The organism is Streptomyces sp. NPDC054961 (assembly GCF_053609145.1).
In genome coordinates, this window is the sequence record NZ_JBSGWY010000003.1 from 125,796 (window position 1) to 143,931 (window position 18,136).

The window sequence follows — 18,136 nt, forward strand, 5'->3', positions numbered from 1 at the left end:
GGGGGCCCCCCCCCCCCGCCCGCGCCGCCCGCCGGCGGCCCGGGGGGGCGCCCCCCAACACCGGGCCGCCGCGGGGGGTTGTTTCCCCCGGCGCGGGCCCGGGCCTCGTGCGCGCTGGGGGGGGTGAATCAGTGGGCGATCGACGCCGCCTGTGCGGCCTTCGCTTCCTGCTCCGCGCCGCCACCAGAGGCGCCGGCCGGGCCCGCGCCCCGGAGCGGGACCTCCTTGACGAACCAGGCGGCCGCGAAGCCCAGGAGGGCGATGCCCGCGCCGAGCAGGAACGCCGAGTGGGTGCCGGCGGCCACCGCGTGCTGGTAGGCCTCGCGGACGACGCCGGGGAGCTTCGCCAGGCTCGCCGCGTCCAGTTGGGCCGAGCCGGCCTTGGCGGCGGCCTCGGGGCCGAGGCGCTCGGTCATGGTGTCGGTGACCTGGCTGGTGAAGAGCGAACCCATGAGGGCCACGCCGAAGGAGCCGCCGAGCGTCCGGAAGAGGGTCGCCGAGGAGGACGCGACGCCCATGTCCTTCATCTCGACGCTGTTCTGCGCGACCAGCATCGTGATCTGCATCAGGAAGCCGAGACCGGCGCCGAGGACGGCCATGTACACGCCCGACATCAGGCGGCTGGTGCCGGTGTCCATCGTCGCGAGGAGGAAGAGCCCGGCGACCATGAGCCCGCCGCCGACGATCGGGAAGATCTTGTACTTGCCGGTGTTCGTGGTGACGCGGCCCGCGATCAGCGAGACGACCATCATCGAGAGCAGCATCGGCAGGAGCAGCAGGCCGGAGTTGGTGGCCGAGGCGCCCTGGACGGACTGCTGGAACAGCGGCAGGTAGAGCACGCCGCCGAACATCGCGAAACCGACGAGGAAGCCGATGACGGCCATCAGGGTGAAGTTGCGGCTGCGGAAGATGTGCAGCGGCATGACCGGCTCCGCGGCCTTGGTCTCGGCGTAGATGAAGGCCGCGATGGAGACGATGCCGACGGCGATGAGGCCGATGATCTCGACGGAACTCCAGGCGTACTCCGTGCCGCCCCAAGTGGTGACCAGGACGGTGGAGGTGATCGCGATGGTCAGCAGCGCCGCGCCGAGGTAGTCGATCCTCGGACGGTTCCCCTGGTCCTTCTTCTTGGGAAGGTGCAGGACCGCGGTCACCATGGCGAGGGCCACGGCGCCGAGCGGGAGGTTGATGTAGAAGGACCAGCGCCAGCCCATGTGGTCGGTGATGGTGCCGCCGACCAGCGGTCCGCCGATCATGGCGAGGGCCATCACGCCGGCCATCATGCCCTGGTACTTGCCGCGCTCACGGGGCGGGATCAGGTCGCCGATGATCGCCATGACGCCGACCATCAGACCACCGGCACCGAGGCCCTGGATCGCGCGGAAGCCGATGAGCTGGCCCATGTCCTGGGCCATGCCGCTGAGCGCCGAGCCGATCAGGAAGATGACGATCGAGGTGAGGAAGGAACCCTTCCGCCCGTACATGTCGCCGATCTTGCCCCAGATGGGGGTGGAGGCCGCGGTGGCCAGCGTGTAGGCGGTGACCACCCAGGAAAGGTGCTCCAGGCCGCCGAGCTCGCCGACGATGGTGGGCATCGCGGTACCGATGATCATGTTGTCGAGCATGGCCAGCAGCATCGCGATCATGAGGGCCATCAGGACGACCCGTACGCTGCGCGGCTTCACCCCCTCCGAGGTGTCCGCCTTCTTCGTGTTCTCGACCATGTCCCACTCCCCTGGCGCACGTGCACCGGTCCCCGGCACTTACTTGCCGCCCGGCTAGTTCACTACACTGGGGAAGGTAGACCCGTAACTAGCCGGGCGTCAAGTAAGTAGTTTGGGGAGCCAATGTCCAGCAGCCGTCCACAGCAACGCCGCGGCGATACGCGTCAGCGCATCCAGGACGTCGCACTGGAGCTCTTCGCCGAGCAGGGGTACGAGAAGACGTCGCTGCGCGAGATCGCGGAGCGGCTGGAGGTCACGAAGGCGGCGCTCTACTACCACTTCAAGACCAAGGAAGACATCATCATCAGCCTGTTCGAGGACCTGACCCGGCCCATCGACGAGCTGATCCGCTGGGCGGAGGAGCAGCCGCGCACGCTGGAGACGAAGCAGGAGGTCCTGCGCCGTTACAGCGAGGCGATGGCGGGCGGCGCCTCGCTCTACCGCTTCATGCAGGAGAACCAGGCGTCGCTGCGGGAGCTGAGCATCGGCGAGACCGTGAAGAAGCGCCTCTTCGCCCTGGTGGACCTCCTGCGGACGGGCCAGGAGGGCGCCCCGCTGGTCGACCAGGTCCGCTGCGTGAGCGCCCTCTTCACCCTGCACGCGGGAATGATGTTCCTCCAGCACGTGGAGGGCGACCCCGAGGAGACCCGCCAGGCGGCCCTGGAGGTCGCCACGGACCTGATCACCCAGGCCCACGGGCAGGCGTAGCCGCCCCTCGTTCACTCGATCGAACGAACAAAACCCCAGATTATTACTCTCCGTAGTCAATTCGGCTACTTTTGGTGATGTGCGCTGCGGAAGGGCCGCGGTGCCGCCCGAGCCAAAGGTCCGCCGTCATGATGCGTCTCGCCCTCTCCGTCACCACCGCCGCTGCGGCAGCCGTCTTCGCCACCGCTCCCGCGCCGCAGGCGCCGGCCGCGGCCGGCCCTCTCTCCTACGTGGCACTCGGGGACTCCTACAGCGCCGCCTCCTTCGTGCGCCCGTGGAACACCGACGGATGCGGCCGCTCCGAGCAGGACTATCCCCACCAGGCCGCGCGGCGGCTGAAGTTGAGGCTCACCGATGTCACCTGCTCCGCCGCGGAGGTCAGAGCGGGGCTGCTGGGTCCGCAGTCCGAGCTGAAGGGGCCACCGTCCGTGCCCCCACCGGGCGGATGGGCCGCCAAACCGGCGCAGATCAGGGCCGTTACGGCCGCCGCCGATCTCGTCACGGTCGGCGCCGGCGGCAACTCGGTGGGTTTCTCCGAGATCGTGGAGACCTGCGTGAAGCGCGGCCTGGCCTCTTTCGGTACGGGGACACCGTGCACCGATCACTACGCGCGGGGCGGGGGCGCCGCCGCGCTCGACGCCCGGTTCACCGCACTGGAGGCCGACTTCGCGGCCCTGCTGAAGGAGATCCGCACGCGCGCCCCGCGCGCCGGGGTGGCGGTCGTCGGGTATCCGGCCGTCGTGGACCAGTCCGCGGGCTGCGGCTGGGGGTCCTGGCACCAGCTCGGAACGGTCACCAAGGGCGACATGCCCTGGCTCGACGGCCTGGAGCGGCGGGTCAACGCCCTCCTGCGGGAGCAGGCCCGGGGCGGCGGCGCGGTGTATGTGGATACCTACACCTCCAGCACCGGGCACGGGGTGTGCGCGGCCGCCGACCAGCGCTGGATGTACGGGATCAAGGACAGCCTGACCGGGCCCGGTGAGCAGAGCGATCCGCCCTCCGAGCCCTGCCGCTCCATCCCGGCCCGGGGCGAGGCCTGCACCGTCCTCCACCCGAACCTCCACGGCGCCACCCACCAGGCGGACCGCGTCACCGAGGCCCTGGCCGCACTGGGGGCGAGCAGAAACACCCGCTGACGGCAGCCGGTCACGGCAGGGCCGGCCCCCGACGGGAGCTGCGCCGGTTCACGCCGCGGTCGGTCGTCCGGAGAGCGAGTCCTGGTACCAGGCGGCATAGCCGGGGAAGCGGTGGGTGAAGCCGGGGCCGGGGACGCAGCCGGTGGCGGTCCAGATGGGACTGCTGTCGAACCAGTGGTCGGTGGTCAGCATGTCCAGGTCGTGGGAGGGGATGCCCCTCGCCGCCAGGAAGGCCCTGGCCTCCGGGACGGTGAGGTCGGCGTCCGGCCGGGGCAGGGACAGGGCCGTGGAGACGGCCCGGAGCAGGTCGCTCCACAGCACCGGCTCAGGGTGGTTGGCGTGGTAGACGGACTCGGTGAGCCGTCCGGCGGGTGCCAGGGCGGTGGCGACCAGGACCCGGGCGAGGTCCTCGGCCGCGATGGCCGAGGTCCGCCGGGCCCAGCCCTCCACGGAGCCGGGCATGGTCAGGAGCAGGCGGGCCAGGGCGGGGACCACCTTGGTGTCCTCGGCGCCGTACACCAGGTGGGGGCGCAGGACGATGCCTCCGGCGGCAAGGACGGCGTCCTCGGCGGCGGCCCGGGTGCGCGAGGTGTCGGACAGGGGGTCGCGCACGAGGTCTTCGACACGGGTCTCGCGGTAGCTGCCGCGGCCGTAGACGGCGACGGTGCTGAGGTAGACGATGCGCGAGACGCCGGCACGCTGGGCTTCCTCCACCAGCGCCTCGGTGCCGCGGGCGTTGACGGCTTCGCAGAGTTCGCGCGGGCCGCCTATCTGCGAGGCGCAGTGGATCAGTACCTCCGCGCCCTCGCACAGTCCGCGCAGGCTCCGGGGATCGCGCAGGTCGCCCCGGACGATGTCGGTGCCGGGAGCGGTGGCCGGGACCCGGGTGTGGTGGGACATGAGGCGCAGTGGCAGGTGGAGGCTCTCGGCGTGACGGGTGACGTGGCTCCCGATGAAGCCGGAACCTCCGGTGATCACGATCTGTGGCACGGTTTCCCCCATTCGATCGGTGTCAGTGGTGCGGCTGGAGGGTGACTGCGGCGGTGAAGGCCGTGCGGCCGTTCTGGCTTCCCCGGACCTCGACGGTGACGCGGCCGTCGGGGGCCGGTGCGCCGGCCTCCGCTTCGATCCAGCAGGGGGCGTCGAACTCCACGTACCTCTCGAAGGCGCTGGTGAGGTGGACGGGAAGGGCGTGGGGCAGGCCGGCGCCGGCGTGGGCGGCCTGTCGCGCCGCCTCTATGAGGACCATGCCGGGGACGTGGTCGACGGGGTGGTCGAAGAAGATGGGGTGCGTGGTGTCGAACCGCAGCTGCCACGCGGAGTCGCCCGCGGACAGGACCACGTCGCGGGGGGAGACACGGCCGACCAGAGCGGGTGCGATGGGCGCTGACGGCGCGGCTGCGACGGTTCCCCGTTCCCCACGAAGCCGCTCGTAGACGGAGGGGCTGGCGCAGGTGAAGGCCGCTTCGGCCACGGCGAGGGGCAGTCCGTCCCTCATCACGGTGACCCGGTAGCGCAGGCCGGCCAGCCGGGTGCCCCGGCGGACGATGTCATAGCAGTCGACGAGGAGTTCGACCTCGGTGGGGACCGGCCCCACTGCGAGGGCGCCCGCCTGTGCGGAGTACGCCATGTCGCTCATCAGAAACTGGTACCCGAAGGGGACCCCGTACTCCGCGTGGGACAGGAGCGCGCCGGCCTGGCGCACCGACTCGACGAGCAGCAGGGGGTCCTGGTAGCCGCCGGAGGGTACGAAGAGCGCGTGCCCGCGCGGCCACTGCGCCTTCACCGTAAAACTGTCGGGGCTGTTTGTTTCCCAGTGGGTGAGGAAGACCTCGGAGACGGAGGCGCGGTGTACGTACTCACGCGGGACGATGGTGGTGAGCGGAAGGGGCGACACGGCCGCCCCGGTACCGTCTGCGATGCTGCGATGGGCGTAGACAGTCGGCCTGCTCAGGGTTGCGAGATTTGTCCTGCTGGTCTGCATCCAAAGTGCCCTGTCTCTTCGCCAGCGGACTGACCAACGGTTCGGGCAGCCCGCAGATTGGCTAACGATCATCCGGAGCCCTTAAGATACAGACAAGTATGTTTGGTTTTCAAAGTGATATAGATCAAAGCGAGGAGAAGCCGGTGGTGCGGCAGGAGCGGGGAACGCGGTCCAGACGCTCGATTCTGGAGGCGGCGGCGCAGGTCTTCGACGAGCGGGGCTACGAGGGGGCGAGCACGACCGACATCCTCGCCCGCACCGGGCTGACACGAGGGGCCCTGTACCACCACTTCCCCTCCAAGGAGGCCATCGCGATCGCGCTGGTGGAGGCGCAGACGGAAGCCCTCGTGGCTCCGCCCCACAGCATGAAGGTGCAGGCCGCCATCGACTTGACCATGGAGTTCGCCCGACGGCTGCAGTGCGATCCGGTGCTGCGCGCCAGTGTGCGGCTCACCGTCGAGCAGACCTCGTTCACCTACCCGAAGCGCACTCCGTACCAGTGGTCGTACGAGGCGATCGCCGGTCTCCTGGCGGAGGCCGAGGCGCAGGGGGAGATCCTGCCGGGCACGGACCTCGACGAGCTGACCAAGTTCATCGTCGGGGCCTTCACCGGCGTCCAGTTGATGTCCCAGGTCTACACCGGGCGGGAAGACCTTCTCGGACGCGTGTCGTCGATGTGGCGGCTGCTGCTGCCCGGCTTCGCCACCCCCGCCATGATCAACCGTCTGCGGACGACCCCGGCCGAGGAGAGCTGAGCAGGGGCTCGAGCAGCAACCAGACGCGTTCCGCGGTCCCCGGGTCCCACCAGACGGCGTCCCGGCGGCCGAGGGATTCCAGTCCCGCCGTGACGACCATGACCAGGTCGGCGAGGTCGTCCGCCTCGCACTCGCTCACCCTGCGCCGTACCAGGCCGAGCGCCTCGTCGAACAATCGAGGGCTCCCACCGGATCCGCTCGGGCCCAGCTGCAGGCCGGCCCGCAGGGTCACGTCCTCGCCCAGAGCCCGGCCCAGTGACGTACTGAAGCGGGCGGCCCCCGCGTAGGAGGGGGTCTCGAAGGCGTCCTCGATCAGGACGCCGAGCTCCTCGCGCGCCTGCAGCCGGACGGCGGCGACCAGCGCCTCCATCGTGTCGAAGTGGTGGTACAGGGCCCCCCTGCTGACCCCCGCCGTGCGGCAGACGTTGACCAACCCGGCAGCGTTCAGGCCTTCGTTGCCGATGAGTTCGGCGGTTGCGCGAATGAGCGCCTCACGCGTCCGCTTGGCGCGCTCCTGCATCCGGCGCTACCCCTTCCCGGTCTTGGCCCAGTGCGGTCAGTCAACCACCCCACAGCCAGAACAGACAAGTCTGTCTGCCTCTTGGAACACAGCGCGGCGAACCCTTCGCGATCTCGATCCTGATTGACGCAATTTATCCCGATTAGCGGGCGCAGATGCCCCGTTGGGGCAGCGCGGAGAACTTTGACAACCAGACAAGTCTGTTTGTTTACTGTCGAAGCCCTTAGTGGAGCCCCCGAGGGCGCTGAGTGACGTTGAGGAGTTCGATGGACAGCTCGTCCGCCCCCGTGTTCGCGGAAGCTCTGTACGAGGGGCTCGTACGCGCGACCCGCAGCCCGGCCGCGTCACCGGCGACGCGGCTCCTGCCCAGACCCCGGACGCCAACGGCCCTTGCCGAACGGCCCGTTCAGGCCCGAGTGACACCAGCGGCCGGCCTGCTGGGGACCGACGCCGAGGCGATCCTCCAGCGGTTCACCCTCGCGCTCCCCTCGCTCCGGCTCCCGGAACGGCCGGACGCGTCCCAGCTCCACGACTCCTGTGTGGCCTACGCCCGCCGCGTCCTGCAGCGCGCCGGGGCGGCCTGCAACCCCTCCCCCGAGGACGCCGGGTACACCAAGGACACCGGGGACGCCGTACTCCCGGCGCCCGGCCCCGCCGAGCCGGTGGCGGGCGGTTCGGTACCGCGGCATCTGGCCGCCGCCGGCACCCTGCTGCTCGAATGCGCCCTGCTCCAGGCGACCCAGAGGGGCACCGCCGACGACGGCGCCGCGATGGCCCGCGGCGTCGCCGTCGTCCGGATGCTCGGTGAAGCGATACGGACCGCGGAGTTCGCCCTGCGCCAGGGCGAGGACGGTTGGAGCGAGAGCCGTCGGCTCTCCCGCTGGCTCCACGACGAACTCGGCAACGCGCTGGCCGTGGCGCTGCACCGGATCGAACTGGGCGAGGACGACCCCGACCGGGCCGCCCCCCATCTCGCCGTCGCCAAAAGGGCCTTGGGCGAGGCCGCCCAGGAGAACCGGAACCTGCTCGGCGCCCTGCGCCGGAGCTCCTCCACGCCGCCGGTCCGCGACGCCCTCCAGCAGTGGCTGTCCGACATGGGGTCGGGGGCCCGGGTGACCTTCCGGGTGACGGGCGACGAGACGCTGGCCTCCGAGCACTGCCGCCACGAGCTGTTCCTCGTCCTGCGCGAAGCACTGCGCAACTGCCTCGCACACGCCGGGGCCAAGCGGATCGAGGTCACCGTACGCACCACCCGGCGCTGGCTGTACGCACGCGTCCAGGACGACGGGGTTGGCTTCACCCTCGAGGACGCCGTGGCGGAGACGGGCACCGGGCACGGGCTGCGGGCGATGCGGGGACGCACCGAGGACCTCGGTGGCCGGCTCCGCGTGGGAAGCGACCCGGGCGAGGGCACGTGCGTGGAGATCCACCTGCCGCTCAGCGTCCGGCCGTGACGGGGACCCCCGTCGCGGCGCCGACCCGCATCGTCCTCGCCGATGACCACAACCTGTTCCGGGAGACGCTCGGCGACCTGCTCGAGGCGCAGCCCTCGCTGACCGTGGTGGGACATGCCGCCGACGGGCCGGCAGCCGTGCGCTGTGCCGCCGCCGTCCATCCCGACCTGCTGTTCCTGGACTTCCAGATGCCGCACAGCCGGGGCGCCGGCACGGTCAGCGACATCCTCGGCGTGTCCCCGCGCACCCGGGTGCTGTGCCTGTCGGCCTATGCGGAGCCGGGCCTGGTCAATGAAGTACTGGCCGCCGGTGCCCGCGGCGTCCTGCACAAGGGGATCGACCGGGAGGAGCTCCTCATGGCGATCGAGCGGACCCTCGCGCAGGCGGCGCACACCACGGTCCTCGTGCCCCGTGCTCCGGCCGCCACGGCCCCGGGCCGGGACACCCTGTCCTCGCGGGAGCGCCAGGCACTGGTCGGTGTGGCGGCGGCAATGAGCAACCGTCAGATCGCCGACGGCCTCCACATCACCGAGGGAACGGTCAAGCGGCACCTGAACAGCGTCTTCCGGAAGCTGGGGGCCGTCTCCCGGCTCGACGCGGTGAACAAGGCGGTGCAGGCGGGCCTGATTCCTTCGCCGACCCTGCCGACGGCGGCGCGCAGCGGCCATTGGGGCCCCTACCCCCGAAGGAGTACGTCCCCGTGACCGCTGCGCGCCCCGGCGTTCCGGCGTTCGGTCGTGGTCAGACCGAGGATGCCGCTCGCCTGACCACGGCCGCCGCGACCGCACCGTCGTGCCCGACGGAGGTGATCAGGCCGCAGCTGCCGGAGGTACCCGGCCCGTCGCCCGGTCCGGCAGCCCCGTCGGCCTCCCAGTAGCCGAGCAGTGCGGCCAGCTGGAGTGCGCCGCTCGCACTGTGGGTCTCGCCCAGCACGTCCTGTACGCGCAGGACCGGCGGGGCGTGGCCGGCCAGGGCCCGGTTCCGGCCCCGGGCTTCCACCGCGGCCCAGCCGGGCCGGCTGCTCGATCCGCAGGACACGACGCCGATGTCGGCGGGCGTGCATCCGCTCGCGGTCAGGGCGTCCTCCACGCAGCGCGCGAGAGCCGCCGAAACGGCCAGGGGTCCCTCGCCCAGCGGGCTGAAGGCCACCTCGCAGGAGGCGAGTTCGGCCAGGTGGGCCGAGGTTCCCGTGGCGCCCTCGAGGACGAACACCGCACTGCCCTCACCCACCGCCACACCTTCGGGAAGGTCACCGCCGCGGTGCCAGGCCCAGGCCGACTGGGCGCTGAGCTCCTCCACGGCGCCGGTCAGCAGCCGGGTGGCACGGCCGGTGACCAGGGCGTTGCGGGCGTAGCGGAGTGCGGACAGACCGGAGACGTGTCCGCCGGCCAGCGAGGCGTTGAGGCCGGTGAAGGAGTGGCGCATGGCCACCTGGCTGGCGCAGTGGTTGAGCAGCAGACCGGGGAAGAGCGCCGGACTGACCAGGTAGGGCCGCTCCAGCTCGTATGTGTCCCGGAAGAACTCGGCGAACGCCCGCGCACTGCCGGTGCTGCTGCCGAGTACGACGCCGGTGTCCCCGCGCTCCGACTCCTCGACCAGCGCCGCGAGGGTGTCGAGGGCCATCTCGGAGGCGGTCATGCCCAGGGTGCTGGTCCGGCTCAGGGCGCTGAGCCCCTTGCGGCCCAGGTGCTCCCGGGGATTGAAGTCCGGTACGGGAAGCAGGGGCACCGGCGGTACGGGCTGACCGGCCAGCACCTCGGCCGCGTCCGCGTCGCCGGGGGGCAACTCCCCGGACCGGACGGCCTCGTAGAGCGCCTTGCCGCCGATTCCGGCGGCGCTCAGGACTCCGTAGCCGGTGATCCTCACCGCAGGCGCGGCGGTCGCGTTCATTCGGGCCTCCCCAGCATCACGATGGCGTTGTTCCCGCCGAACGCGAACCCGTGGTTCTCCACGATCCTCGGCTGGGCGGGGCGGGCCCGTCCGGGCACGCAGTCCAGGTCGGGGCCGAGGGCCGGGTCCACCGTCCGGACCGTCGAAGTCGGCGGCAGGAAGCCCTCGTACAGGGCCATGCAGCAGGCCAGCGCGCCGAAACCGCTGGCCGCGCCCATGGTGTGGCCGAGCATCGACTTGATGGAGCTGACCGGGGGCAGGTGGTCGCCGAACACCTCGCGCACGGCGGCGACTTCGGTGGTGTCGTTGGCGGAGGTCCCGGTGCCGTGGGCGCACACGTAGTCGACCTCCTCCGGCTTCACCCCGGCGTCCCGGTGGGCGCGCCGGATGCACTCGGCGATCCCGTCGCGGTCGGGCTGCGTCGGGTGCTTGGCATCGCAGGTGATGCCGTAGCCCAGCACCTCGGCGTAGATCCGGGCGCCGCGGGCGACCGCGCCGTCCCAGGACTCCAGGACCAGTGCGGCGCCCCCCTCCGCCGTCATGATGCCGCCGCGGTGCTCGTCGAACGGGCGGCAGAGGTCCGCGGCGATGGCGCCCAGGCGGTGGAAGCCGGCGTGCGTGGCGCGGTTCACCGCGTCGGCGCCGCCGACCACCATCACGTCCGCCGCACCGCTGCGGATGACGTCAAAGCCGTAGCCGATCGCGTAGTTGCTCGCGGAGCAGGCCGTGCCGAAGGTCTGGGCCTCACCGTGCAGCCCCAGCTCCGTGTTGACGGCCGAGGCGATGCGGTCGGCGGTGGCCCGGGTGACGAGGTCCACGTCGAGCTGGTCGAGCCCGTGTTCCAGCCACTGCTCGGTCAGCTCCTGGAAGACCTGGGCCTCTCCGTTGGTGGTGCCCATCGCGCTGCCCGCCCGCGCGGCGGACAGGGCGTCGGGCGCCCAGCCCGCGTCCTGCGCGGCGAGCCGGGCGGCGGCGGCCGCGAACTGGCTGCTGCGGCCCCACTGTTCGGGCCGGAGCACCTTCAGGTACTCCTCGGGGCGGAAGTCGTGGACCTCACCGGCCTGGGTGTGGTTGAACCCGGTGCTGTCGAACGACCTGATCTGCGAGATTCCGCTGCGTCCCTCGCGTATGGCCTCGGTGAACGCCCCGGCTCCCATGCCCAGGCTGCTCACCGCTCCGAGGCCGGTGACCGCGACGCGACGCAGCTGCGTGTCAGACACCCGACGGCGCGGTCACGTGACGCGCGATCAGGGCGTAGGCCGTGGCGAGGTCGTCCAGGTCGACGAGCTCCTCCTGCGGGATCTCCAGGCGCAGCTGCCGCTCGAAGCGGGAGAACATCTCGATGACGAGCAGGGAGTCGGCCTCGAAGTCCTCGGCGAAGCTGTGCTCCTCCCGGATCTCCTCGGGCTCGACCTCCAGGACGTCCGCGATGATCTCGCGGACGCGGTCGCGAAGCTCCGGGGCAAGTTCCACGGCAAGGTTGCCGGACATGTGAAATTCCTTTGCTCTTTGAATTCTCGGCCGATCGGATTTCTCGGCTGGCGCCTTCGGAAATTGATGCTGCCACAGCCCGAGCGGTGGAGAGAAGACCGTCCGGCCGATTCGCATTCAACTTCCAGGACGTTTCTACGCGCATTCGATTTCGACTGTAAAGAATCAACGCGTCGGGGACGGGACCGTCCCGCTGCCGAAACCAGAGGGAGCTCCTCGCATGAGATTGCCCGTGCCGGTAGGCATCGCCTCGGTGGCCCTGTGGCTGCCCGGGCACCAGGACACCGCAGAGAACGCCGTGGCCGAGCGCCGGGTCGAGGCGCGCACGGCCAAGGAGCTGGGGAGCCCGCGGCTGCCCGTCGCGGGCGACATCTCGCCCCCGGAGATGGCCGTGCTCGCCGCCCGGGAGGCCCTGCACGGCGCCGGGGTGCCGGCAGCCGAGGTGTCGCTGCTGCTGCACGCCTGGATGTACTACCAGGGCCACGACCTGTGGTCGCCGCCGCACTACATCGCCCACCAGCTGGGCGCGCACGCGGCCGTTCCCATCGGGATCCAGCAGATCTGCAACGGCGGCGCGGCCGCGCTCGAACTGGCCGCCGCCCGGCTGACGGCCGGAGAGGAGGAGGGGCCGGCCCCCCGGTACTCCCTGGTCACGACGGCCGACCGGTTCGCCCTGCCCGGCTTCGACCGGTGGCGCAGCGACTACGGCGCCGCCTACGGGGACGCCGCCACGGCGGTGCTGCTGCGCAGCCCGGCCGCCCCCGGTGACCTCGTACTGCGCGCCCTGCACACGGGCGCCGCACCGCATCTGGAGCTGATGCACCGGGGCGCGGACCCGTTCGGGCGGCTGCCCCGGGAGAACCCCGTGGTCGACATGCGCCGCACCAAGCGGGTGTACCTGCGCGAGCACGGCGTCGAGCCGTTCAAGAAGACCAACCGGGAGATGATCCGGTACGTCGTGACGGGCGCCCTGCGCGACGCCGGGCTCGCCGCCGACGATCCCCGGATCCGGTTCGCGGTGCTGCCGCGGCTGGCCCGCAAGACCCTGGACGACGCGTGGATCCCGGTGCTGGGGGAACTCGTGGACGCGCCCGCCGTGGACTGGGGCCGCGAGACCGGCCACCTCGGTACGGGCGACCTGGTGGCGGGCCTCCACGAGGTGGTGAGCCGCTGCGCGCTGGGCCCCGGTGAGTTCGGACTGCTGCTCAATGCCGGCGCGGGCTTCACCTGGTCCTGCGCCGTGGTCGAGGCCCCCGCCGCGTCCGGCTGACACCGCGGACGCGGAAGGGGCCTGGGGCCGTTCCGGAACCCGGTCGGGTTCGGAACGGCCCCAGGCCCCCTGGCCGGGTGGCGCGTCCGCACTGCACGCGTCCGCACTACAGCGGATAGGTGCGCCAGGCCCCCGCCGGCCGGTGCGGACCGGTGCGCTGCCAGCCGGGCGCGGGTTCGGGCGCGAGCGCCGCCAGCGCGTCCGGGCGTGCGGCCGGTCCGCTGGGAACCGTCGCCGCGAGGCGCAGCAGTACGGCGGTCACGGCGGCCATCTCCTCGGGGGTGGGCTCGCCCTTGACCACGCACAGGTGCGGGACGGGCAGGGCCGTTCTTCTCTTGCTCATCTCAGTCTTCCCGTCACATCGGAGGGTTGCCGTGCTTGCGCGGGACGAGCTGTTCCTGCTTGGTGCGCAGGACCCGCAGGGACTCCGCGAGCACGGCCCGGGTGGTGCGCGGGTCGATCACGTCGTCGACCAGGCCGCGCTCCGCCGCGTAGTACGGGTGCATCAGCGCCTCCTTGTACTCCTCGGTCAGCTCGCGCCGGGCCCTCTCCGGGTCCTCGGCCGCGGCGACCCTGCGGCGGTGGATGACGTTGACGGCGCCCTCCGCGCCCATCACCGCGATCTCGTTCGTCGGCCAGGCGAAGGAGAGGTCGCAGCCGATCGAGCGGGAGTCCATGACGATGTACGCGCCGCCGTACGCCTTGCGCAGGATGACCTGGACCCGGGGGACGGTCGCGTTGCAGTACGCATAGAGCATTTTCGCACCGTGCCGGATGATGCCGCCGCTCTCCTGGTCCGTGCCGGGCAGGAAGCCGGGGACGTCCACCAGGGTCACCAGCGGGATGTTGAAGGCGTCGCAGGTCTGGATGAAGGAGGCGCCCTTCTGCGAGGCCTCGATGTCCAGTACGCCCGCCAGGTGCCGGGGCTGATTGGCGACGATCCCGACGGTTTTGCCGTCGATGCGGGCCAGTACGCACAGCAGGTTCGGAGCCCACCGTTCGTGGACCTCCAGGAGTTCCCCGTCGTCGACCAGGCGCGCGATCACCTCGCGCATGTCGTAGGGCTGGTTGGGGTCGGCCGGCACCAGTCGCAGCAGTTCCTCGTCCGGGGAGTCCAGGTCCGCCGCGGGCTCGGCCGTCGGGGGCAGCTCGCGGTTGTTGGCGGGCAGCAGGGAGACCAGGTACCGCACGTCCTCGATGCACGAGGCCTCGTCGTCGTAGGCGAAGGCCGCCGCGCCCGAGACGGCCGCGTGCAGGTCCGCGCCGCCCAGTTCCTCCTGGGTGACCCGCTCGCCGGTGACGGCCTCCACCACGTCGGGTCCGGTGATGAACATCTGCGAGATGCCGCGCACCATGAACACGAAGTCGGTCAGCGCGGGCGAGTAGGTGGCGCCGCCGGCGCAGGGCCCCAGCATCACGCTGATCTGCGGGATCACACCCGAGGCCCGCACGTTGCGGCGGAAGATGCCGCCGTAGCCGGCCAGCGCGGAGACGCCCTCCTGGATGCGGGCCCCGGCTCCGTCGTTGAGGCTGACCAGCGGAGCGCCCGCGGCCTCGGCCATGTCCATGATCTTGTGGATCTTCTCGGCGTGGGACTCGCCCAGCGAGCCGCCGAAGATCCGGAAGTCGTGCCCGAACGCGAAGACCGTACGGCCGTGGATGCGCCCCCAGCCGATGACGACGCCATCGGTGTGCGGGCGGCGGCCCTCCAGCCCGAAGCCGGACGCCCGGTGCCTCCTCAGCCCCTCGATCTCCACGAACGTCCCCTCGTCGAAGAGGAGCTCCAGCCGTTCGTGGACGGTCAGCTTGCCGCGGGCGTGCTGCGCCTCGGTGGCCTGCGCCCCGGGACCGCTGCGCACCGCCTGGCGCAGGCGCAGCAACTCGGCCGTCCGCTCCTCCATGCCGGGCCGCTCCGGCGGCGATATCACCGGGGCCGTGGCGAGCGGGCGATCATCCAAAGCGGTCATTGAAAAACACTCCCATTTCTCGATGTTCCCGTCGGACACAGAATGTGCGGCCGTCATGGAAGTTGACTAAAAGAATGAGGTTCCGGGCCGTTTGATGCGGATCCAATGGAGCTTCCATATCCCGGGTGAATGATGACCTCAGCCCATCGGACTGAGGAGTTCTCCGCATGACAACGCTGCTCGACGCGGTTCCGTCGCCACCGCCCCGCGCGCTGACCTACCTGAGCACCATCGACCGTTCGCTGGTGCACAGGGCGGCGGTCTCGGAGGTGCTCGTCACGGACCTGGTGGCGACCGGCGACGAGACGTTCGCCGCCGGAGCGCAGCTGCCGCTGGGGCACGCCTACTTCGGGGACCACCTGCGGGACCCGGTGTCCTACGACTTCCTGCTGCTGCTGGAGGCCGCCCGCCAGGCCGGGGTCGCGGCGGCGCACCGGCAGTTGGGCGTCTCCGCCGAGACCGCCTTCCTCGTCCACAACTGGTCGATCGAACTCGACGACCTGGACGCCCTCGCCCCGGGGAGCCGGCCCGGCGAACTGGAGCTGGCCGGGACCGTCACCCCCTCGGCGGGCCGCAACGGCCGCCTGCGCGGGGTCGGTTCCTCGGTCGCCCTGTCCATCGGCGGCCGGCCCGTGGGCCGGACCCGGATCGACGTCGGAGCGTCCAAGAGCTCCGACTACGGCAAACTCCGCTTCCTGCAGCGCCGGTCGGAGGCTCCCGTCACCGCCGACCTCGGCGTGGTGCCGCGGCCCCGGGCCGCCGACACCGCGGCCGTGGGGCGCCGTAGCGCGCTCAACGTCGTACTGGGCGAGCCGGTCCGCACGGGTGGCACCGGCTCCGCCGTGTCGGCGCTGGTGGAGCCGAGGTTCGAGAACGCCAGCCTCTTCGATCACACCTACGACCACATCCCCGCGATGGTCCTCACCGAAGGCGCCCGGCAGCTGTCCCACCTGGCGGGAGTGCCGACCGGCGCCGCGGTCGTCCGCTGCGCCGCCGAGTTCACGCGCTTCGCCGAGCTCGACTCCCCCATCGTGGCCACCGCGACGCCGGCTCCGGCCGCGCCCGGAACGGGCCACCCCACGGAGTGCGCCGTGGAGTTCCACCAGGAGGACGCCGTGGTGGCACGCACCTCTCTGACCTTCGCCTTCCCGACCACCACGACGGAGGCGCTGTGAGCGACGACCGGCTGCTTCCCGTCCGCGCGGTGTGGACCGACTTCGGCGGGGTCCTGACCCCACCGATCGACCAGGACCTGGAGACCTTCTGTCTCCGTACGGAGATCCCCGCCGATGCCATGCGTGCGGCCATGACCGCGGTGGCCGCGCCCTTCGGCAACGACCTGATGGCCCCGCTGGACACCCCGCTGCTCAGCGAGGACGAGTGGGCAGCGCGGATGAACGCCGAGCTGCGCGAGCGGGGCATCGAGACCGACCTGACCGGCTTCGGCAAGCGCTGGTTCGAGGGCCGCGAGACCAACGAGCCGTGGCGCGCGCATCTGGAGGAACTGCGCGCGACCGGTGTCTACGTAGGACTGCTGTCGAACATGCCGCCCGCCTGGGACCCCCTGTGGCGGCAGATGATCTGCCCCGACGGGACGGAGACCCTGTTCGACGGGCTGGCGCTGTCCTTCGAGATCGGGGCGCGCAAGCCGGACCCGCGGATCTTCGAAGTGGCCGCCGGGCTCGCCGGGGTCGAACCCGGGGAGTGCCTGCTGGTCGACGACATCGAGCGCAACTGCGCCGGAGCCCGGGCCGCGGGCTGGCAGGCCATCCACTTCACCGGCGCCGAAGCGGCGGCGGAGCAACTCGCCCACCGCTTGGCGCCGCGGACCACCGCCGGTCCTGCGACCACCTGAAACAGGAGAGCACATGTCACGCACCGTTCTGATCACTGGTGGCAACCGGGGGATCGGGCTCAGCATCGCCCGCGCATTCGCCGAGAACGGCGACAAGGTCGCCGTCACCTCCCGCAGCGGCGAGGCCCCCGACGGCCTGTTCGGCGTCCGCTGCGAGGTCACGGACCCCGAGTCCGCGCGCCGCGCCGTGGCCGAGGTGGAGGCTCAGTTCGGGGACATCGCCGTACTGGTCTCCAACGCCGGAATCACCCGGGACGGCCTCGCCCCGATGATGAAGGACGAGGACTTCGAGGACGTCATCCAGACCAACCTCGTGGGCTCGTTCCGCATGGCCCGCCTGGTGTCCCGCTCCATGATCAGCGCCAAGCGGGGCCGGATCGTCTTCATCTCCTCGATCATGGGCTTCCTCGGCTCGCCGGGCCAGTCCAACTACGCGGCCTCCAAGTCCGGGATGCTCGGCCTGACCCGTTCGCTCGCCTGGGAACTGGGTTCGCGCAACATCACCGTCAACATGGTGACCCCCGGCCTCATCGAGACCGAGATGATCGAGAAGGTCACCGACAAGCGCCGGGCGCAGCTGCTCTCCCAGACTCCGCTGCGCCGCACGGGCACCCCCCAGGAAGTCGCCGAGGTCGTCAAGTTCCTCGCGAGCGACGGTGCGGGCTACGTCACCGGCGCGGCCATCCCGATCGGCGGCGGCATCGGCATGGGCCAGTGAGCCCCGCCCCCGCCCCGGCTTCCCCCCTTCCCCCCGTTTCCCCTGTTTTCCCTACCCGAGAGGAGTCCGTCATGACGGACGAAGAAGTACTGCAGATCGCCGTGGACATGGGCAAGATCTTCAACGACGGTGACGACGACGTCGCCCGCCGCCTGGTGGCCGAGGACTTCATCGACCACGAGGCCCCGGAGGGCTCCCCCCGCGGCCCCGAGGCGTACGCGAACACCGCGCGCTGGATGCGCAGCGTGTGGGAGAACGCCCGCTGGGAGATCGTCGACTCCTTCGCCAAGGGGGACAAGGCGCTGCTGCGCCTCGTCTTCACCGGCCGGCACGTCACCGACTTCATGGGCGTGGCCGCGACGGGCAAGGAGGTGCGCGTGCAGCACCTGCACGTGTACCGCATAGCCGACGGCAAGGTGGCGGAGCACTGGGCGGTCCGTGACGACCTGGAGCTCTTCCGGCAGATCGGTGCCTGGACCAAGCCGCTGAAGGGGGCTCCCAAGCCCGCGCCGGCGGCCTGACCGGCGAACACGTGAAGGGGGGGGGGGCCCGCCGCGGGGGGGGGGGCCCCCCCGCGGGGGGGGGGCGGGGCGGGACCCCCGGGAGGGGGAGCGGGGGGGGCCAGCGCCCCCCGACGCGCGCGGCCGGGGGGGGGGAGGCGCAC

General features: G+C 71.4%; 19 protein-coding genes. 10 read left to right on the forward strand and 9 right to left on the reverse strand.

The window, feature by feature from the left end:
* Window positions 1-128 precede the first annotated feature (128 nt).
* Window positions 129-1,724 (reverse strand): MDR family MFS transporter, encoded by a 1,596-nt coding sequence (locus ACWF9Z_RS04700; protein ID WP_453597442.1) that lies wholly within the window; start codon window positions 1,722-1,724, stop codon window positions 129-131.
* A 123-nt stretch (window positions 1,725-1,847) separates the two neighbouring features.
* On the opposite strand from ACWF9Z_RS04700, the gene ACWF9Z_RS04705 reads away from it, so the two are divergent.
* Both ACWF9Z_RS04705 and ACWF9Z_RS04710 read left to right on the forward strand, forming a co-directional pair.
* Complete coding sequence (locus ACWF9Z_RS04705) at window positions 1,848-2,432, forward strand: TetR/AcrR family transcriptional regulator (protein ID WP_453597444.1); 585 nt, start codon at window positions 1,848-1,850, stop codon at window positions 2,430-2,432.
* A 128-nt stretch (window positions 2,433-2,560) separates the two neighbouring features.
* Complete coding sequence (locus ACWF9Z_RS04710) at window positions 2,561-3,568, forward strand: SGNH/GDSL hydrolase family protein (protein ID WP_453597446.1); 1,008 nt, start codon at window positions 2,561-2,563, stop codon at window positions 3,566-3,568.
* Between the two features lie 48 nt (window positions 3,569-3,616).
* Here the strand turns inward: ACWF9Z_RS04710 and ACWF9Z_RS04715 are convergent, their stop codons facing one another.
* Entirely contained in the window at window positions 3,617-4,558 is a 942-nt protein-coding gene (locus ACWF9Z_RS04715; RefSeq protein ID WP_453597448.1) for an NAD-dependent epimerase/dehydratase family protein, read from the reverse strand.
* 22 nt (window positions 4,559-4,580) lie between these two features.
* Window positions 4,581-5,465 (reverse strand): ScbA/BarX family gamma-butyrolactone biosynthesis protein, encoded by an 885-nt coding sequence (locus ACWF9Z_RS04720; RefSeq protein WP_453597450.1) that lies wholly within the window; start codon window positions 5,463-5,465, stop codon window positions 4,581-4,583.
* A 230-nt stretch (window positions 5,466-5,695) separates the two neighbouring features.
* On the opposite strand from ACWF9Z_RS04720, the gene ACWF9Z_RS04725 reads away from it, so the two are divergent.
* On the forward strand, window positions 5,696-6,307 hold the full coding sequence (locus ACWF9Z_RS04725; protein WP_453597452.1) for a ScbR family autoregulator-binding transcription factor: 612 nt from the start codon (window positions 5,696-5,698) through the stop codon (window positions 6,305-6,307).
* Here ACWF9Z_RS04725 and ACWF9Z_RS04730 read toward each other — a convergent pair.
* Window positions 6,270-6,827: a TetR family transcriptional regulator gene (locus tag ACWF9Z_RS04730; RefSeq protein ID WP_453597454.1), complete on the reverse strand. Its 558-nt coding sequence runs from the start codon at window positions 6,825-6,827 to the stop codon at window positions 6,270-6,272. The genes ACWF9Z_RS04725 and ACWF9Z_RS04730 overlap by 38 nt on opposite strands.
* A 416-nt stretch (window positions 6,828-7,243) precedes the next feature.
* On the opposite strand from ACWF9Z_RS04730, the gene ACWF9Z_RS04735 reads away from it, so the two are divergent.
* Both ACWF9Z_RS04735 and ACWF9Z_RS04740 read left to right on the forward strand, forming a co-directional pair.
* Window positions 7,244-8,281: a sensor histidine kinase gene (locus tag ACWF9Z_RS04735; protein ID WP_453597455.1), complete on the forward strand. Its 1,038-nt coding sequence runs from the start codon at window positions 7,244-7,246 to the stop codon at window positions 8,279-8,281.
* Complete coding sequence (locus ACWF9Z_RS04740; RefSeq protein ID WP_453597457.1) at window positions 8,278-8,985, forward strand: response regulator; 708 nt, start codon at window positions 8,278-8,280, stop codon at window positions 8,983-8,985. Before ACWF9Z_RS04735 ends, ACWF9Z_RS04740 begins: the two co-directional genes overlap by 4 nt.
* A gap of 37 nt (window positions 8,986-9,022) precedes the next feature.
* On the opposite strand, the gene ACWF9Z_RS04745 is transcribed toward ACWF9Z_RS04740, so the two are convergent.
* The 3 genes from ACWF9Z_RS04745 to ACWF9Z_RS04755 are packed head-to-tail and all read right to left on the reverse strand — an operon-like array spanning window position 9,023 to window position 11,662.
* Window positions 9,023-10,171 carry a beta-ketoacyl synthase N-terminal-like domain-containing protein gene (locus ACWF9Z_RS04745; protein ID WP_453597459.1) on the reverse strand — a complete coding sequence of 383 codons (1,149 nt, stop codon included), beginning with the start codon at window positions 10,169-10,171 and terminating at the stop codon, window positions 9,023-9,025.
* The gene (locus ACWF9Z_RS04750) at window positions 10,168-11,391 is read right to left on the reverse strand and encodes a beta-ketoacyl-[acyl-carrier-protein] synthase family protein (RefSeq protein ID WP_453597461.1); all 1,224 of its coding nucleotides are present in this window, start codon (window positions 11,389-11,391) and stop codon (window positions 10,168-10,170) included. The genes ACWF9Z_RS04745 and ACWF9Z_RS04750 overlap by 4 nt, the downstream gene beginning before the upstream one ends.
* Window positions 11,384-11,662 (reverse strand): acyl carrier protein, encoded by a 279-nt coding sequence (locus ACWF9Z_RS04755; protein WP_453597463.1) that lies wholly within the window; start codon window positions 11,660-11,662, stop codon window positions 11,384-11,386. Before ACWF9Z_RS04755 ends, ACWF9Z_RS04750 begins: the two co-directional genes overlap by 8 nt.
* Window positions 11,663-11,882: 220 nt before the next feature.
* On the opposite strand from ACWF9Z_RS04755, the gene ACWF9Z_RS04760 reads away from it, so the two are divergent.
* On the forward strand, window positions 11,883-12,932 hold the full coding sequence (locus ACWF9Z_RS04760) for a ketoacyl-ACP synthase III family protein (RefSeq protein ID WP_453597465.1): 1,050 nt from the start codon (window positions 11,883-11,885) through the stop codon (window positions 12,930-12,932).
* Window positions 12,933-13,038: 106 nt separating this feature from the next.
* Here the strand turns inward: ACWF9Z_RS04760 and ACWF9Z_RS04765 are convergent, their stop codons facing one another.
* Complete coding sequence (locus ACWF9Z_RS04765; protein ID WP_453597467.1) at window positions 13,039-13,275, reverse strand: acyl-CoA carboxylase subunit epsilon; 237 nt, start codon at window positions 13,273-13,275, stop codon at window positions 13,039-13,041.
* 13 nt (window positions 13,276-13,288) lie between these two features.
* A complete protein-coding gene (locus ACWF9Z_RS04770) occupies window positions 13,289-14,899 on the reverse strand; it encodes an acyl-CoA carboxylase subunit beta (RefSeq protein WP_453597469.1) in 1,611 nt (536 codons plus the stop codon).
* Window positions 14,900-15,066: 167 nt separating this feature from the next.
* Here ACWF9Z_RS04770 and ACWF9Z_RS04775 point away from each other — a divergent pair, with 167 nt between their 5' ends.
* The 4 genes from ACWF9Z_RS04775 to ACWF9Z_RS04790 all read left to right on the forward strand — a co-directional run bounded on the left by ACWF9Z_RS04775 (window position 15,067) and on the right by ACWF9Z_RS04790 (window position 17,993).
* Window positions 15,067-16,074: a ScbA/BarX family gamma-butyrolactone biosynthesis protein gene (locus ACWF9Z_RS04775; protein WP_453597471.1), complete on the forward strand. Its 1,008-nt coding sequence runs from the start codon at window positions 15,067-15,069 to the stop codon at window positions 16,072-16,074.
* Window positions 16,071-16,754 carry an HAD family hydrolase gene (locus ACWF9Z_RS04780; RefSeq protein WP_453597473.1) on the forward strand — a complete coding sequence of 228 codons (684 nt, stop codon included), beginning with the start codon at window positions 16,071-16,073 and terminating at the stop codon, window positions 16,752-16,754. The genes ACWF9Z_RS04775 and ACWF9Z_RS04780 overlap by 4 nt, the downstream gene beginning before the upstream one ends.
* A 13-nt stretch (window positions 16,755-16,767) precedes the next feature.
* A complete protein-coding gene (gene fabG / locus ACWF9Z_RS04785) occupies window positions 16,768-17,472 on the forward strand; it encodes a 3-oxoacyl-ACP reductase FabG (RefSeq protein ID WP_453597475.1) in 705 nt (234 codons plus the stop codon).
* Between the two features lie 71 nt (window positions 17,473-17,543).
* Window positions 17,544-17,993, forward strand: a complete 450-nt coding sequence (locus ACWF9Z_RS04790; protein WP_403722286.1) for an ester cyclase — start codon at window positions 17,544-17,546, stop codon at window positions 17,991-17,993.
* The last annotated feature ends 143 nt before the right edge of the window (window positions 17,994-18,136 follow it).

Coding starts and splice junctions, on each gene's coding strand:
- ACWF9Z_RS04700 (WP_453597442.1), bottom strand. CDS start 1,724: ATGGTCGAGAACACGAAGAAGGCGGACACCTCGGAGGGGGTGAAGCCG.
- ACWF9Z_RS04705 (WP_453597444.1), top strand. CDS start 1,848: ATGTCCAGCAGCCGTCCACAGCAACGCCGCGGCGATACGCGTCAGCGC.
- ACWF9Z_RS04710 (WP_453597446.1), top strand. CDS start 2,561: ATGATGCGTCTCGCCCTCTCCGTCACCACCGCCGCTGCGGCAGCCGTC.
- ACWF9Z_RS04730 (WP_453597454.1), bottom strand. CDS start 6,827: ATGCAGGAGCGCGCCAAGCGGACGCGTGAGGCGCTCATTCGCGCAACC.
- ACWF9Z_RS04745 (WP_453597459.1), bottom strand. CDS start 10,171: ATGAACGCGACCGCCGCGCCTGCGGTGAGGATCACCGGCTACGGAGTC.
- ACWF9Z_RS04755 (WP_453597463.1), bottom strand. CDS start 11,662: ATGTCCGGCAACCTTGCCGTGGAACTTGCCCCGGAGCTTCGCGACCGC.
- ACWF9Z_RS04760 (WP_453597465.1), top strand. CDS start 11,883: ATGAGATTGCCCGTGCCGGTAGGCATCGCCTCGGTGGCCCTGTGGCTG.
- ACWF9Z_RS04765 (WP_453597467.1), bottom strand. CDS start 13,275: ATGAGCAAGAGAAGAACGGCCCTGCCCGTCCCGCACCTGTGCGTGGTC.
- ACWF9Z_RS04770 (WP_453597469.1), bottom strand. CDS start 14,899: ATGACCGCTTTGGATGATCGCCCGCTCGCCACGGCCCCGGTGATATCG.
- ACWF9Z_RS04775 (WP_453597471.1), top strand. CDS start 15,067: ATGACAACGCTGCTCGACGCGGTTCCGTCGCCACCGCCCCGCGCGCTG.
- fabG (WP_453597475.1), top strand. CDS start 16,768: ATGTCACGCACCGTTCTGATCACTGGTGGCAACCGGGGGATCGGGCTC.
- ACWF9Z_RS04790 (WP_403722286.1), top strand. CDS start 17,544: ATGACGGACGAAGAAGTACTGCAGATCGCCGTGGACATGGGCAAGATC.